Genomic DNA, 15,305 nt, shown 5'->3' with positions numbered 1-15,305 from the left:
TCGACGACGTGCCCGTGGGGCAAGGACGAGGGGGACCGCGCGGCCTTCGGCGGCAGCTCCCGGCGCGCCCCGGAAGGCGCGGGCGCGAAAGTGCGCACACGAAGAGAGCGCACCTCCGGCGAGCGGGACCGGCCGCGGGCGCGGCGGGAATCCCTCTCTTCAGTACAATGAGGCTGATACTGCAGAGGATACATTGAGGCATTGATGTGTCAATAGAGGCACAGGGAGTGGATGGACGTTGCGCACCGACGCGACAGAGGTACTGGACGCGGCGATCCCGGTACTGGCCAAGGACCGCGGGGCGTCCATGCAGGTGATCGCCACCCGGGCCGGCATCAGCCGGGCCACCCTGGTGCGCCTGTTCCCCACCCGGCAGCACCTGGTCCGGGCGATGGCCGAGAAGATCCTCGACGACTGCGACCACGCCCTGTCCCGGGCCGAGGCCGACGACGCGCCGATCCGGCAGGTGCTGACCGCACTGAGCGCCGAGTACCCGCCGTTCGCACAGCTGTGGAACCTGGTCTACGTCGAACCCGACGTGCTGGGCGTGCCGGAGGCCAGCATCCGCGCGGAGGCCGTCTTCGAACGGACCGTCGCCTTCGTCCAGCGCGCACAGGACGCCGACCTGCTGCGGAAGGACATGGCGGCCACCTGGCTGGCCTCGACCTTCTGCAGCCTCGCCGAGACCGCGTGGGAGCTGACCCTCGAAGGCCACATGGGCTCGCGCCAGGCCCCGGAATTCCTGCTGTCGATCCTGCTGCAGGGCGCCTCCGCCTGACCCGGACCCACCCGTTGTCGATGCGGCGGGACCGGCCCCGACCGGTCCCGGAGCCTGACGGGCATGTGCGCCCGGGCGTCCTGCCAGCAGTACACGGAGACCGGTACACGGTCGGTCACCTACTGCCTCGTCTCCGTGGGCTGCTCCGGCCTCCTCTACTTCCCCCTGGCCCGGCACCGCCGCCGCACACGGGCTCTCCGCCGCCTACCACTTCGCCGACGCCCGGGAGCGCGGAGGCCGGCCCCGCACCTCGCCGGGGGGCGCGCGTCGCCGACCTGCTCCCCGGTCGGCGGGTGGACGCGAGCCCGGGGCGGCACCCGGGCCGGGCCGCCGCGGCTGGTGTGCCGCGGCCGCCCGGCCCCGTCCGGGCTCAGTCCGGGCTCAGTCCTCCATGCCGTAGTACTCGGCCAGGAAGGCCGTCACATCCTCGGCGTGCGGCTGCAGTTCGGGCAGCCGGGCGGCGAGGGCGGAGCGTACGGCGGCGGCGAGGTCGGGGCGGCTGGTGGCCGCGCTCCTGGCGTAGGGGTCGAGACGGCGGATCAGTTCGTATCGCCGGTGTCCACTGTCAAACCCGACCGCCCGCACACAAAGCGTGACCAAGGTGTCGCATGCGGCGATCACCGTCAAGGGCGCGTTCCGGGCTCCGCACGACCCATGGCTCGCCCCAGCGCTCCTGCTCCTGCTCCTGCCCTCGGACCGAGGACGTCCGGGGCGTCCGCTCCCGGGGTGCCCGTCCGGGTGCCCGCCGGGGCACCCGGGTCTGCCCTTCGGGCCCTGGCGCCCCGGGCGCCGAGCGCGTAAGCAGGAAGGGTCGCTGTTCCGCCGCGGGAAGAGGCCCCTCTTGCATGCCCCCTTGCACGCCCGAGAGAACGCCAGGGCCCAGGCCGCCGGACGCGCCGGTGCGCCGGCCCGCTCGCCGCGGGTCGGCACCCGGGCGGCGCGGCCCGACCTGACGGCGCGGCCGGACCTGATGGCGCTGCAGGCGACCGCCGGGAACCGGGCCGTCGTCCAGATGCTCCGTCAGGCGTCGCGCGGCCCAGGCGGGTCAGTCGGCGGGGCCGGGCCCCGGCCGGAGGTGCAGCGCTCCACCGTCCATGACGTCCTGAGCACGCCCGGCCGTCCGCTGGACGCCGCGGTCCGCTCCGAGATGGAGGGCCGGATGGGCGCCGACTTCTCCGCCGTCCGCATCCACGACGACAGCGCCGCCCGGGCCTCCGCCGCCGAGGTCGGCGCCCGCGCCTACACCTCCGGGGACCACGTCGTCATCGGGGCGGGCGGCGGCGACCCGCACACCCTGGCCCACGAGCTCACCCACGTCCTCCAGCAGCGCCGCGGCCCCGTCGCGGGCGCCGACGACGGCTCCGGGCTCAAGGTCTCCGACCCCTCCGACCGGTTCGAGCGCGAAGCCGAGGCCAACGCCGTCCGGGTGATGCGCCGCGCCCTACCCGGACCGGCCACCGCGGACCCGGCCACCGGGGAACGGCCCGAGGCGCACGCACCCGAGGACGAGCGCTGCGCCGGCCACGGCACGGGCCCGCAGGCCGGCGAGCCCGTGCTCCAACGGGCCGTCACCTTCCAGCCGTTCAGCACCATGACGCCCAGCAGCGCACCGCTCGGCGGCATCCAGACCGACGTGCTGCACGGGGCCGGCTTGGTCTACCCCGGCGGCGGCACCCTCGGCAACTGGCTCCACCTGGAACGGATGCTCAGCAACACCGGGGGCGGATCGTCGCCCGGCGAGCCCGCGGACATCACCACCATGCGGATCGCCGACCGCAACCTGGTGCGCGCCAACGGCCAGGACAACGCGGCCACCGCGATGCACGCGATCAACGGCGACTTCGTCGCGGGCGCCAACGACACCGCCTGGAACATCTTCATGGGCTCCGCCAAGTCCAACACCCAGGAGCACTACAACAAGGTCGAACGGCCCATCCGCGCCGCGATGCAGAGCGGCACCAACGGACTCGCCGCGGGCTACGAGCAGTGGATCGGCGCCAACCAGCCGGTCGACCTCGGCGACAGCAAGATCGGCTTCGTCGCCCCGGGGCAGCAGGTCCAGGGCGCCCAGGCGACCGCGGCCGCCCTGGCGCCCTACGCGGAGTCGCACCCGGACGTCACCCACGTCCTGGACCCGGCGGCGCCCCTGAACAACCCCAACGCCAGGTGGCCCAAGATGGTCCACTACCGGGTGACACCGCACTACACGTACAGCAACGATCCCGCACAGTGGCCCCAGTTCCTGAAGGACAACCTCGCGGCGGCCCAGGAACTCGTGGACGAGGAGCAGGCCAAGCCGGTGGACGAGCAGGACCAGGAGGCCCTGGCCAACGAGATCGCGGCCATGAACCTGCTGAAGCTGCGGGCGCACCAGCTGTTCCCCGCGACGTTCACCTGCGAGGCGGACTACTACCTCGCCTCCTACAACCCGCAGGCACCCTGGTACCACGGCCGCGACCAGGACACGTACGACGCGGAGGTCTGAGGTACCCATGCACGACGACCAGCCCAGCGGCGAGCACGACGACCGGCACGACGACCAGCCCAGCGGCGAGCACGGCGACCGGCACGACGACCGGCACGACGGCCAACCCAGCGGCAACCGGCCCGGCGGCCCCGACCGGGCGGCACGCCCCGGGGTCTTCCTCGCCCACGCACCGGCGGACGCCGACCGGGCCGCCGCCCTGGACGCCCGGCTGCGTGCCGGGGGCGCCCGGACCGCCCTGGACGAGTCCCGCGACCTCTCCGACGGACTGCCGGCCGAGCCGGTGCTGCAGGAACTGGGCGCCTGCGACCTGTTCCTGCTCCTCTGGTCCCGGGCCGCGGCCGACGACCCGCACGTCCTGGAACAGCGCCGGTACGCGGCCTCGTTCGACAAGCCGTGCCTGGTCTGGCCGCTCGACGCGACGCCGCTGCCACCCGGGGAGGGCCGGGTGGAGCAGCTGCCGCCCGGCAGCGACGCCCGGGCGGCGGACGCCGCGGTCCACCGGCTGCTCGGCACCCGGCCCGCCACCGCGGGGCCCGCCACCGGGCGGGATCCGGCGGACGCCGGGTCGGTGGAGCCCGGCCACTGGACGATCGAGAGTGACGAGCCGTCCGGAGACTCCCTGGACGTGCGGCTCACCGCCTCGGCGGACGCGTCGGTGCCCGACGACTCCGTCGACGGCGGCCACCTGACGGGCAGCCACCTGCGGGCCGGCCTGCAGGGCAAGGTCACCGGCCGCTGGTGGTTCGCCCGGGCGGAGGGCCGGCTCGACCTGGAGCTGGCGTCCTCCTTCGGGCTCCGCCCGGTGCACGAGCTGCGGCACCTCCGGCTCCTGGGCCGCGACGGCCGCACCCTCACCGCCGAGGACCTGCACGGCATCGCCGACCCGCGGCACTACCGGCTCACCCAAGGCCGCTGACCCGGCCCCCTCGACGGTCGGGGAACCCCCGGCCCGGTCCGTCGCGGCGGGCTGCAACCGATCGGGTGTACTGACGCACCGTTCAGACGAAGGCGCCTGCCGATCGCAGGCGCTCGGTCCTCCGGCCCAGAAGACTTCAAGGGCCCCATTCGTCCACCTGGTGAGAGGACCAAGGTGAAGTCCAGTCAGATTCCGGTGACCGCGGTCACTTGGAGACGCCGGCTCGGCCGGGCGGTGGGTACCGCCGTGGCCCTGACGCTCGTGCCCTTCGGCTTGTCGCTCGTCGCACCGCAGGCCGCGAGCGCGGCCACGCTTCCGGGCGGTCTCGGACCGTGCCTGGGCTCGGACTGCCCGGCGACGTTCCCACCGGTCAACAACGGTCCCTTCGCGGGCCGCGACGCCGGTATCAACATCTTCGTCGGCGGCGACTTCAACGTCCGGGGTTCGGCCGCCGAGGCCGAGGGCCACGTGGTGACCCTCGGCAACTTCGACCTCAACAAGGCCGCCGGAGCCAGCTCCGCGTACAACGTCGGCATCGCCGGCGTCGGCTCCCGCGTCCCGCCGCCCGACGGCGCCGACTTCCTCACCGCCGGAGGCAACGTCACCGTCGCACCGGGGCAGCGGCTCCTGGCGGACGGGGGCGTCGTCCGCTACGCGGGCACGGCCACCGGCACCATCACCGGCACGAAGATCCAGGACGCGCAGGCCGTCGCCGCCTACACGCCGCTGCGCGGCCAACTGCAGACCGCCAGTGAGTGCTACGCCGGGGTCGGCACGCCCCGCCCGGCCACCGGAACCGCCGTCAACCAGGGCTACCAGACCCTGTTCACCGGTGACGGCACCTCGGCGCTGCAGGTCTTCAACGTCGACTTCGACATCGCCGGGAACGGCGGCTCCACCCAGGGCATCGTGTTCGCCGGCATCCCCTCGACCGCGACGGTGCTCGTCAACATGGTGGGCGGCGCCCGCACCATCAACACCTACAGCGGCAGCCTCCAGGACACCGACCCCTGGAACCAGCTGCGCGAGCGCCTCCTGTGGAACTTCCCGACCGCGACCTCCGTCACCCTCACGGGGTCGGGGCAGTTCCAGGGCAGCGTGCTGGTCGGCAACCCGGCCAGCTCCAGCACGGTGAACCTGCCCGGCACGGCCGGACGGTTCTTCACCACCGGCTCGCTGCTGCACAACTCCGGTTCGGGCATGACCGGCACCGAGTTCCACGCCTACCCCTTCAACGGCAGTCTGCCGGACTGCGGCAACCCCCCGGCGCCCACCGCCTCGACCAGCGTGACGAAGACCGACTCCGTCACCGCGCAGCCGCTGGCCGGCGCCGTCTTCCAGCTCTGGCGCGAGACCAACGGCGTCCCCGGCCTGCAGACCACCGGGACCACCCCGGACACCGAGGTGGGCGCTCCCTGCACCACTCCGGCCAACGGCGTCTGCGCCGTGTCCGGCCTGCCGCTGGGCACCTACTACTGGCAGGAGACCGCGGCTCCCCCCGGCTACGACCTGCCGCAGCCCGCGGTGACCACCGTGGTCCTCGACACCAACGGGCAGACCGTCGCGGTCACCGTCGCCGACACCAAGTCCCCGGTGGTCGAGACCGGGTCCACCAGCGTGACCAAGGTCGACTCCGGCACCGGTCAGCCGCTCGCCGGCGCCGTCTTCCAGCTCTGGCGCGAGACCAACGGCGTCCCCGGCCTGCAGACCACCGGCGCCAACCCCGACACCGCCGTCGGCTCCCCCTGCACCACCCCCGCCAACGGCATCTGCTCCGCGTCCGACCTGCCGCTCGGCACCTACTACTGGCAGGAGACGGCGGCCCCGCCCGGCTACGACCTGCCCGAGCTCAACGTGTCGACCGTCGTCCTCGACACCAACGGGCAGACCGTGCCGATCACCGTCGCCGACACCCCGACCACGGCCCCGACCGGCTCCACCAGCGTCACCAAGGTCGACTCCGGCACCGGTCAGCCGCTGGCCGGCGCGGTCTTCCAGCTCTGGCGCGAGACCAACGGCGTCCCCGGCCTGCAGACCACCGGCGCCAACCCCGACACCGCCGTCGGCTCCCCCTGCACCACCCCCGCCAACGGCATCTGCAACGCGGACGGCCTCCCGCTCGGCACCTACTACTGGCAGGAGGTCTCCGCACCCGACGGCTACGACCTGCCCGAGCTCAACGTGTCGACCGTCGTCCTCGACACCAACGGGCAGACCGTGCCGATCACCGTCGCCGACACCCCGACCACGGCCCCGACCGGCACCACCAGCGTCACCAAGGTCGACTCCGGCACCGGCCAGCCGCTGGCCGGCGCCGTGTTCCAGCTCTGGCGCGAGACCAACGGCGTCCCCGGCCTGCAGACCACCGGCGCCAACCCCGACACCGCCGTCGGCTCCCCCTGCACCACCCCCGCCAACGGCATCTGCAACGCGGACGGCCTGCCCCTCGGCACCTACTACTGGCAGGAGACCGCGGCTCCCCCCGGCTACGACCTGCCGCGGCCCGCGGTGACCACCGTGGTCCTCGACACCAACGGGCAGAACATCCCGGTCACCGTCAAGGACTCCAAGACCGGCACGGGGACCGGCTCCACCAGCGTGACCAAGGTCGATGCCGACACCGGCAAGCCGCTCGCCGGCGCGGTCTTCCAGCTCTGGCGCGAGACCAACGGCGTCCCCGGCCTGCAGACCACCGGCGCCAACCCCGACACCGCCGTCGGCTCCCCCTGCACCACCCCCGCCAACGGCATCTGCAACGCGGACGGCCTGCCCCTCGGCACCTACTACTGGCAGGAGGTCAGCGCGCCCGACGGCTACGACCTGCCGCACGACGCGGTGACCACGGTCGAGTTGACCAAGGACTGCCCGTGCGTGGAGGTCACGGTCCAGGACAGCAAGACGTGCCCGCCCGAGCCCTGCCCGCCGGACCCGTGCGACCCGGGGCAGAACGAGCCGCACCCGCACGGGTACCGTCCGCCCACGCCGCACGGTGAAGAGGGAGGAGTTCTGAACCGCCTCCTCTCGTCTCTCGGCTCAGGCAGCTGACCGGAGTACCGGATGACCGGATGACCGGATGAATGCCTGGCCCCGGCCGGAGGAGCCCGTCGTGGCTCCTCCGGCCTCGTGCTGCACGGACGGCGTCACGGGTGCGGCCCCGGCGGCGGTACGACCGGGGTCCCCCGGTCCCGGCGCGGTGGCAGCGGCACGAAGCCGCTGGTCCGGGCGGCGTACTCGGCCCAGCCGGGTCGCTGCGCGCCCAACTGCCGTTCCAGCATGGGCTTTCCGCTGCCGAACGCGAGCAGCCAGGTCATCAGGAGCGGGCTGAGGACGAAGGCCCAGCCGATGGGCGCGTCGGCGGCGAGCAGGAACAGCCCCCACCAGACGCAGGCGTCGCCGAAGTAGTTCGGGTGGCGGGTGTAGCGCCACAGGCCGCGGTCCATCACCAGGCCGCGGTTGGCCGGGTCGGCCTTGAACCGGGCGAGCTGCCAGTCCCCCACCGCCTCGAAGAACAGTCCGACCGCCCACAGCGCGGTGCCCGCCCAGGCGAGCGCGCCGGGCGCGCCGGGGAGGTACTGGGCGGCCTGGACGGGAAGGGAGACGAACCACACGAGGGCGGCCTGGAGCAGGTAGACGATCCGCAGCGCGTACCGGGTCCGGGGCGGGCCTTCGGGAGCGCGGGCGAGCATCCGGGCGTAGCGCGGGTCCTCGGGTGCCCCCCGGGAGCGCCACCAGATGTGCGCGGACAGCCGCAGGCCCCAGACCGTGACCAGCACGGTGGCCAGCAGCCGGCGCCCCGGGTCCCCGTAGCCGTCGGACAGCGCGAAGCCGCTCAGCGCCACGGCGGTGAACGCCAGTCCCCAGGCGACGTCCACGCCGCGGTGGCGCCCGGTCCGCACCCCGACGGCGAAGGCGGCGAGCAGCACGGCGAGGGCGACGGCGGCGGTGACCGCGAGGTTGACGGCGAAGGCACCGGCGTTCACGGCCGCACCCCGCACCCGTCGGCGGACCGGGCCCCGCCTCGGACGGCGGACGTGGCGGGCGGGGCCGCCGCCGCTCTCATGCCGTCGCCTCCCCACGCCGGGTCAGCAGCACCTGCTGGACGTCCAGGTACCCGGTGCGGAAGCCCGCCTCGGAGTAGGCGAGGTACAGCTCCCACATCCGCCGGAACACCTCGTCGAAGCCGAGGGCCGCGACCTGCGCCGACCGTTCGGTGAAGCGCTCGCGCCACAGCCGCAGGGTCTCGGCGTAGTGCGGCCCGTACGCGTCGACGCCCGCCACCCGCAGGCGGGTGTGCCGGGCGGCGGTCTCCGTGACGGCCTGCAGGGAGGGGATGAGGCCGCCGGGGAAGATGTACTTGAGGATCCAGGTGTAGGTGCGGCTGCTGGCGAGCATCCGGTCGTGGGGCATGGTGATCGCCTGCAGGGCGACGCGGCCGCCCGGGGCCAGCACGCGGTCGAGGGTGGCGAAGTACTCCGGCCAGAAGGGCCGACCCACGGCCTCGATCATCTCCACGCTGACCACGGCGTCGTACGCGCCCTCGGCGGCGCGGTAGTCGCACAGCCGGACCTCTGCCCGTCCGTCCTGGCCCGCGTCGGCGATCCGGCGCCGGGCGAGGCGGAGCTGCTCCTCGGAGAGGGTGAGGCTGACCACCCGGGCGCCGCGGGCGGCGGCGCGGACGGCGAGTTCGCCCCAGCCGGTGCCGATCTCCAGCAGCCGGGTGCCGGGGCCGACCCGGGCCAGGTCGAGCAGGCGGTCGATCTTGCGGTGCTGGGCGGCGGGCAGCTCGTCCCAGGTCGCGGCGGGTCGCGGACCGGCGGCGGCCGGGAAGAGGGCCGAGGAGTAGGTCATCGTCGGATCGAGGAACAGGGCGAACAGCTCGTTGGACAGGTCGTAGTGGCGGTGGATGTTGCGCCGCGCGTTGGCGGCGGTGGACAGTTCCGCCGCCGGCGGGCGCTGGACGTAGAGCCGGCGCAGCCACTGCGTGCCGGGCGGCACCAGCGTGTCGGGGGCGCCGGCCAGCCGGGTGAGCAGCGCGACCAGGTCGGGGCTGTCCCAGTCACCGGCCTGGTAGGCCTCGCCGAACCCGATCAGGCCGCTCTCGCCGACGCGGTGCAGGAAGTCCTCGGCGCGGTGCAGCCGCAGGACCGGCGCGTCGGCCGGGGCCGGTCGCAGGGTCCGGCCGCCGGGGAGTTCGACGCGCAGGCCGCGTCTGGCGGCCACCCGGTGCAGCAGCCGCTCGGCCACGGCGGCGCGCAGCGGTACGTGCGGCACCCGGGCGACGTCCGGCCAGCGGGCGGGGTCGACGACGGGTACCGGCCGTGCCGTCGGGGGGACCGTGGTGGTCATGGGGTGGGCACCTCTTCCGTGGGCGTGGGAGTGGGAGTGGGACGGTCGGCGCGCCGGGGCGGGCGGTCGGCCGGGCAAGGGCGGTCGGACGGCCGCGGGTGGACGGACGGCCGCGGGTGGACGGGCAGGCCGCTGAGCCAGAGGCGGATCCCCCGGTAGCGGATGTGCAGGCTGACGGCCCAGGTGGCGAACGGGTGGGTGAGCGCGGCGCGCAGCAGGGCGGCGGGGCCGGCCGGTCGCGCGGTGCCGTGGACGGTGGCGGTGAAGGCACGGCCGCCGTGGCGTTCCAGGTGGACGGTCAGGTGGAGGCGTTCGCCCGGCTCGGGCAGCACCATCCGGTAGTGGCCGTCGACGGGGAAGAACGGCGAGACGGGGAAGTCCTTGGGGGTCTCGCCGCGCCCGTCGGGATCGGGCGGCAGCAGGTAGCGGTGCCGGCCGCCGTAGGTGTTGTGGACCTCGGCGACCGTGCACAGCGGGCGGCCGGCGTCGTCGCGGCACCAGTAGACGGTCAGCGGGTTGAACACGTACCCGAGCGAGCGGGCCTGGGTCAGCATCAGCACCTGTCCGCCGCCGAGCCGGAGGTCGTGGTCGGCGAGGTAGCGCTCCAGCTCCTGACGAATCGTCAACTCATATTCGGTGGAAGGGTTCAGGCTGTGGTCGCGCGGCCGGAACCGGGCCAGTGGCCGCAGCGGTCGGGGCACCGGCGGGAGGTGGTCGAGGTCCACCAGCCACAGGTAGCCGCGGTGTCGGAAGGCGGGCCGCCGGGGTGTGGCGCGCACGTGGGTGGTGCGGGTGTCGTAGAGGACCGCGCCCCACGGGCCGGGCAGGGTGGTCACGGCGCGCCCACCCCCAGCAGGGACCGGGCCGCCTCGATGCCGGAGCGGCAGCCGTCCTCGTGGAAGCCCCAGCCGTGGTAGGCGCCGGCGAACGCCGTCCGCTCGGTGGCGAGTTCGGGCAGCCGGCGCTGCGCGGCGACGGTGTGCGCGGTGTAGACCGGGTGCTCGTAGACGGTCCGGGAGACGACCAGGTCCTCCGGGACCGGGTGCTGCCGGTCCTCGTTGAGGGTGACCAGGTAGTCCTCGGTGGCGTCCAGGCGCAGCAGCCGGTTGAGGTGGTAGCTGACCCGCACCCGGTCGGAGGGGGCGTCGCAGTGGGGCATCCGGTAGTTCCAGGAGCCGCGGGCCCACCGGGCGACGGGCAGGACGGTGGGATCGCGGTGCAGCACGGTCGGGTTGCGCGAGTAGGTGAAGGCGCCGAGGACCTCCAGTTCGGTGTCGGTCGGGTCGGCGAGCAGCTGCAGCGCCTGGTCGGCGTGGGTGGCGATCACCACGGCGTCGGCCTCGGTGCGGTGGCCGTCCCCGGAGACCACGGTGACGCCGTCCGGGCGGCGGCGCACCAGGCGGACGGGGGCGGACCGGTGGACGGCGGTGAGCCGCTCGGCGATCCTCTCGACGTACGTGCGCGAGCCGCCGACGACGGTGCGCCAGGTCGGCGAGCCGGTCACGGCGAGCATGCCGTGGTTGTCGAGGAACGCGAACAGGTAGCGCGCCGGGTAGTCGCCCGCGAGGTCGGGGGCGCAGGACCACACGGCGGAGACCACCGGGGTCATGAAGTGGCTCACGAAGTACGGCGAGAAGCCCTCGGCGGCGAGGAAGTCGCGCAGGCTGGGGTCGCCCGCCGAGGGGTCGGCCAGGAGGCGGCGGGCGAGCCGGTGGAAGCGGGGCACCTCGGCGAGCATCCGCAGGTACCGGCCGCGCGCCAGGGCGTCGGGGCGGGCGAACAGACCGGCCGGTCCGCGCGCGCCCGCGTACTCCAGACCGCACCCGTCGCACCGGACGGACAGGCTCATCTCGCTGTCCTGGGTGCGGACGCCGAGTTCCGCGAACAGCCGTACCAGGTGCGGGTAGGTCCGCTCGTTGTGGACCAGGAACCCGGTGTCCAGGGCCAGCGCCCGGCCGTCCGCCCCGGTGGCCTCCTGGGTGTGGGCGTGGCCGCCGAGCCGGGCGTCGGCTTCGAACAGCTCGACCTCCACCCCGGCCCGGGACAGCTCGTAGGCCGCGGTGAGACCGGCCACGCCGGCGCCCACCACCGCGACCCGGCGCACCCGCGCGCCACCGTCGGCGGTCGGGACGACCGGCGGGGTGGCGGCCTGCCGGGTGGAAGCCTGCGAGGTGGAGACCTGCGGGGTGGAGACGGTGCCGGACATCGTCACAGGAGCCCTCCTGACGGGGCCGCACCGCGGCCCGCTCTGTCGTTGCACCGGACCTTCGGAACCATCGTGGCCGCGGATTGGCCGGTTTTCTCGGCGCGTCGGAACGGCGGTGCCCGACTTGCCCGGCCGCGCGGCGTCACCGGCCCAGCGTGCGGCGGTTCGGCCCAGCGCTCGGCGGTTCGGCACGATCGGCCCGGTTGGCCCGGTCGCGTCGTTCGTGCCCCGTTTCCGCTCGGCTCCGCGTCCTCCGGCCGCCCACCACACACCGCACACCACCCGTGCGCACCCGCTCCACGCGGTCAGCGCCCCGGTCCGGCCAGGTCCGCCGACACCTCCCGGGCCGCCCGCGCGCCCGAGGCCAGCGCTCCCTGTACGGAGGCGGTGGCCCGGTGGTCCCCGCACACGTAGCGGCCCGGCGCGAACCGGGTGCCGCGGCTGAGCCGGAGCGGGGCCGGCCCGGCCGGCAGCGCCTCGGCGATCCGGTAGTCGGCCAGCGGGTGCCAGGCCGAGGAGTCCACTCCGTACAGCTCACCGGCCCGTCGCCGGACCGCCCGCTCGTCCGCCGACACCCCCAGCACGGAGGTGGACACCAGCGCCCGGCCGTCCGGCGAACAGCCCGGGACGACCTCCGACAGCACCACCGTGTTCAGCACCCGCCGCCGCGTGTCCACCACCAGTGTCGGCTCGCGCAGCGGGCTGACCGGCGCCGCGTGGTAGAAGGTCGTCACCGCCCGCGCGGCCGGCACCTCCAGGCCCGGCAGCAGCCGGGCCGCCGCCGCCATTCCGGTGGCCACCACCACCGCCCGCGCGCGCAGCACCGCACCGTCGGCGAGCGCCACCCCCTCGGCCGTCAGCCGGTCCACCGGCGCGCGGCGCACCAGCCGCCCCGCCGGCAGCCGGGCGGCCAGCTGCCGCGGCACGGCCCCGATGCCCTCCTCCGGCAGGCACAGGCTCCCGCGCACCATGCTGCGCCACACCAGGTGGAACATCCGGCTCGACGTCTCCAGCCGGTCCTCCAGGAACACCCCGGCCAGGAACGGGCGCAGCACGCCCTCGACGGTGCGCCGTGACACGCCGGCCCGCCGCAGCGCCCGTGCGGTGGTCGTCTCCGGCGCCCGCTTGAGCACGGCGGCGGGCAGCGCCGCGTCGCACAGCCCGAGCAGCCCGACGGCCGCCAGGTCGCGCAGCGGCAGCGGCCCGTCGGGCAGCAGGCCCAGCGCCTCGGCCGGACGGCGGGTCGGGTCCACCAGGCGGCGGGAGCGCTGCCCGTCGGCGAGCACGAAACCGGGTGTGAACGGGTGCAGCCGCAGCGCACCGAGATCCAGCCGGCGTCCGACCTGGGGGTAGGAGGTGTTGAACACCTGGAAGCCGCGGTCGAGGCGGAAGCCCTGCACCAGGTCGGTGCGCATCCGTCCGCCCACGTCGGCGGCGGCCTCCAGGACCAGCACCTCCCGGCCTGCGGCGGTGAGGTCCAGCGCGCAGGCCAGGCCTGCCGGGCCCGCCCCCACCACGATCACCTCCACTGCTGACTGCTGTGCCATCGCGGCTTCCGCCTCCTCGTTCAGCACGGGTCCGGTCCCGGCCCGGGCGGCCCGGCCGGAATCGCTCGGGCCGGCCGTGGTCACAAGGAGTTCGGAGACGAGCGACGGTTCGGATTGGATCCCGTTCACCGAGACCGTCGTCCGCACCGGCCGCCGGCGCCACGACCGCGATCACCACGACCGCCACCGCCACCACCGTGATCGCCGCACCACCGCCGCCACCACCGTGATCGCCGCACCACCGCCGATCGGCTGACCGGTGGACTTTGCCACCACACACCGTCAGCGCGTCAACGGCTACCGAGAAGTACGCCGCCCGGGTTCCTACGATCCGCCCCATGAGCAGCCGGTCCGCACCAGCCTGCGCCGGGTCTGCCGAACCCCAGAGACGACGGGACGCACACATGAGACGAACGATCCGCGGCCGCCTGCTGGCCTGGGCCGCCGCCGGCGCGACACTGGCCGCCGTGGCGGGCACGACCGCCGCGCCCCCGGCGGCGGCGCACGACGACGACCTCGGGCCCGCCATCGAGGCGATCATGCACAAGCCCGGCTACGAGCACGCGCAGTGGGGCGTGCTGGAGACCGATCCCGCGACCGGTCGGGTGTTCCACTCCCGGTTCGCGAACCAGTTCTTCGTCCCCGGCTCGACCGCGAAGCTCGTCACCATCTCGGGCGCCTGGCACGCGCTCGGCCCCGACCACCGCTTCTCGACCCCCGTCTTCGCCACCGGCACCCGCACCGGCTCGACGCTGGACGGCAACCTGGCGATGGTCGCCCAGGGCGACCTCACGATGGGCGGCCGGACCAGGCCCGACGGGACGGTCGACTACACCTCCATCGACCACACCAGCGCCAACGACCTGCCCGGCGCCACCCTCACCCCCGAGGACCCGCTCGCCGGACTGGACCTGATCGCCCAGCAGGTCCGGAACACCGGCATCACGCGGGTCGACGGCGACGTCGTCGTGGACCCGCGGCTGTTCACGCCCCCGGCGCTGGACCCGCAGCCGACCCCGCTCATCATCAACGACAACGTCATCGACCTGCTGACCACCCCCACCACCCCGGGCCAGACCGCCCAGCTCATGTGGCGCCCGCAGGTCGCGCCCTACCAGGTCACCTCCACCGTGCGGACGGTGGCGGCCGGCGGCCCGACCGACATCCAGGTCTCCGCCTCCCCCGACGGCACCCGGATCACCCTGAGCGGTACCATCGCCGCCGACGCGCAGCCCGTCCTGCGCATCTCGAACGTCCAGGACCCGAACGCCTTCGGCCGCACCGCCCTGATCGAGGCGCTCGCCCGGGCCGGTGTCACCGTCACCGCCGACCCGACCGGCCCGAACCCGGACGGCAAGCTGCCGGCCGACTACGCCGGCGACCCGCAGGTCGCCGCGTACGTCTCCCCGCCCTACAGCCAATACGCCAAGCTGATCCTGAAGGTCAGCCACAACCTCGGCGCCAACCTGGCCCTGTGCAACATGGCCGTCACCGTCGGGAGCAAGGACTGCTTCGCCGGCTTCGGCGTCGAACACGCCTTCCTCACCGACGTGGCGCACGTCGACCCGACCCAGTTCCAGCTCGCCGACGGACGCGGCGGTGTCTTCCAGGACCGCGCCACCCCCATCGGCCTGGACCAGGTCCTCGCCTACTGGCTGCGCACCCCCGACGCGGACGCCTTCCGGCACGCCCTGCCGATCCTCGGCGTCGACGGCTCGCTGGCGATCTCCTGCACCACCGACTGCCCGGCCAAGGGCAAGGTCTTCGCCAAGCCCGGCACCATCGTCGGCGCGGACGACCTCAACCAGCGGATCGCCTACAACGCCCAGACCCTGGCCGGCTACCTGGAGACGGACGACGGCTGTCTGCACCTCTTCTTCGTCGGCGTGAACGGCGCTTCGGCCACCGACATCGACGACGTCATCCGGATCTTCGACGACGTCAGCCGGATCGCCGCGCTGCTCCAGGAGCAGGCTTCGGCCGGGCACCGCGCCCCGGAGCCCGGCACCGCCTCCTGACCCCGG

Annotated in this window: 11 protein-coding genes; 5 read left to right on the top strand and 6 right to left on the bottom strand. The window is 74.3% G+C overall.

Features of this window, described 5'->3' with window-relative positions; all coding sequences use genetic code 11:
• The first annotated feature begins 238 nt into the window (after positions 1-238).
• Positions 239-778: a TetR/AcrR family transcriptional regulator gene (locus AB0Q99_RS18020; RefSeq protein WP_363572810.1), complete on the top strand. Its 540-nt coding sequence runs from the start codon at positions 239-241 to the stop codon at positions 776-778.
• 381 nt (positions 779-1,159) lie between these two features.
• On the opposite strand, the gene AB0Q99_RS18015 is transcribed toward AB0Q99_RS18020, so the two are convergent.
• Positions 1,160-1,405: a hypothetical protein gene (locus AB0Q99_RS18015; RefSeq protein ID WP_363572808.1), complete on the bottom strand. Its 246-nt coding sequence runs from the start codon at positions 1,403-1,405 to the stop codon at positions 1,160-1,162.
• 343 nt (positions 1,406-1,748) lie between these two features.
• Between AB0Q99_RS18015 and AB0Q99_RS18010 the strand changes: the two genes are divergently transcribed.
• The 3 genes from AB0Q99_RS18010 to AB0Q99_RS18000 all read left to right on the top strand — a co-directional run bounded on the left by AB0Q99_RS18010 (position 1,749) and on the right by AB0Q99_RS18000 (position 7,227).
• Positions 1,749-3,263, top strand: coding sequence for a DUF4157 domain-containing protein (locus AB0Q99_RS18010; RefSeq protein WP_363572908.1), 1,515 nt, complete (start codon positions 1,749-1,751; stop codon positions 3,261-3,263).
• A 7-nt stretch (positions 3,264-3,270) separates the two neighbouring features.
• Complete coding sequence (locus AB0Q99_RS18005; RefSeq protein WP_363572806.1) at positions 3,271-4,182, top strand: TIR domain-containing protein; 912 nt, start codon at positions 3,271-3,273, stop codon at positions 4,180-4,182.
• Between the two features lie 246 nt (positions 4,183-4,428).
• The gene (locus AB0Q99_RS18000) at positions 4,429-7,227 is read left to right on the top strand and encodes a SpaA isopeptide-forming pilin-related protein (RefSeq protein WP_363572804.1); all 2,799 of its coding nucleotides are present in this window, start codon (positions 4,429-4,431) and stop codon (positions 7,225-7,227) included.
• A gap of 95 nt (positions 7,228-7,322) precedes the next feature.
• Here the strand turns inward: AB0Q99_RS18000 and AB0Q99_RS17995 are convergent, their stop codons facing one another.
• The 5 genes from AB0Q99_RS17995 to AB0Q99_RS17975 form a co-directional block, all read right to left on the bottom strand.
• Entirely contained in the window at positions 7,323-8,162 is an 840-nt protein-coding gene (locus AB0Q99_RS17995; protein WP_363572802.1) for a DUF1295 domain-containing protein, read from the bottom strand.
• A 76-nt stretch (positions 8,163-8,238) separates the two neighbouring features.
• Positions 8,239-9,528, bottom strand: a complete 1,290-nt coding sequence (locus tag AB0Q99_RS17990) for a class I SAM-dependent methyltransferase (RefSeq protein ID WP_363572800.1) — start codon at positions 9,526-9,528, stop codon at positions 8,239-8,241.
• On the bottom strand, positions 9,525-10,355 hold the full coding sequence (locus AB0Q99_RS17985; RefSeq protein ID WP_363572906.1) for a DUF1365 domain-containing protein: 831 nt from the start codon (positions 10,353-10,355) through the stop codon (positions 9,525-9,527). The genes AB0Q99_RS17990 and AB0Q99_RS17985 overlap by 4 nt, the downstream gene beginning before the upstream one ends.
• A gap of 5 nt (positions 10,356-10,360) precedes the next feature.
• Positions 10,361-11,740, bottom strand: coding sequence for an FAD-dependent oxidoreductase (locus AB0Q99_RS17980; protein WP_363572798.1), 1,380 nt, complete (start codon positions 11,738-11,740; stop codon positions 10,361-10,363).
• Positions 11,741-12,039: 299 nt separating this feature from the next.
• Positions 12,040-13,281 (bottom strand): NAD(P)/FAD-dependent oxidoreductase, encoded by a 1,242-nt coding sequence (locus tag AB0Q99_RS17975; protein WP_363572796.1) that lies wholly within the window; start codon positions 13,279-13,281, stop codon positions 12,040-12,042.
• Between the two features lie 404 nt (positions 13,282-13,685).
• On the opposite strand from AB0Q99_RS17975, the gene dacB reads away from it, so the two are divergent.
• Entirely contained in the window at positions 13,686-15,299 is a 1,614-nt protein-coding gene (dacB, locus tag AB0Q99_RS17970; RefSeq protein WP_363572794.1) for a D-alanyl-D-alanine carboxypeptidase/D-alanyl-D-alanine-endopeptidase, read from the top strand.
• Positions 15,300-15,305: the final 6 nt, after the last annotated feature.

Source organism: Kitasatospora sp. NPDC086791 (assembly GCF_040685975.1).
Classification (GTDB): Bacteria; Actinomycetota; Actinomycetes; order Streptomycetales; family Streptomycetaceae; genus Kitasatospora.
Note: the sequence above shows the minus strand (reverse complement) of the source record. Positions and strands in the feature narration are given on the sequence as shown.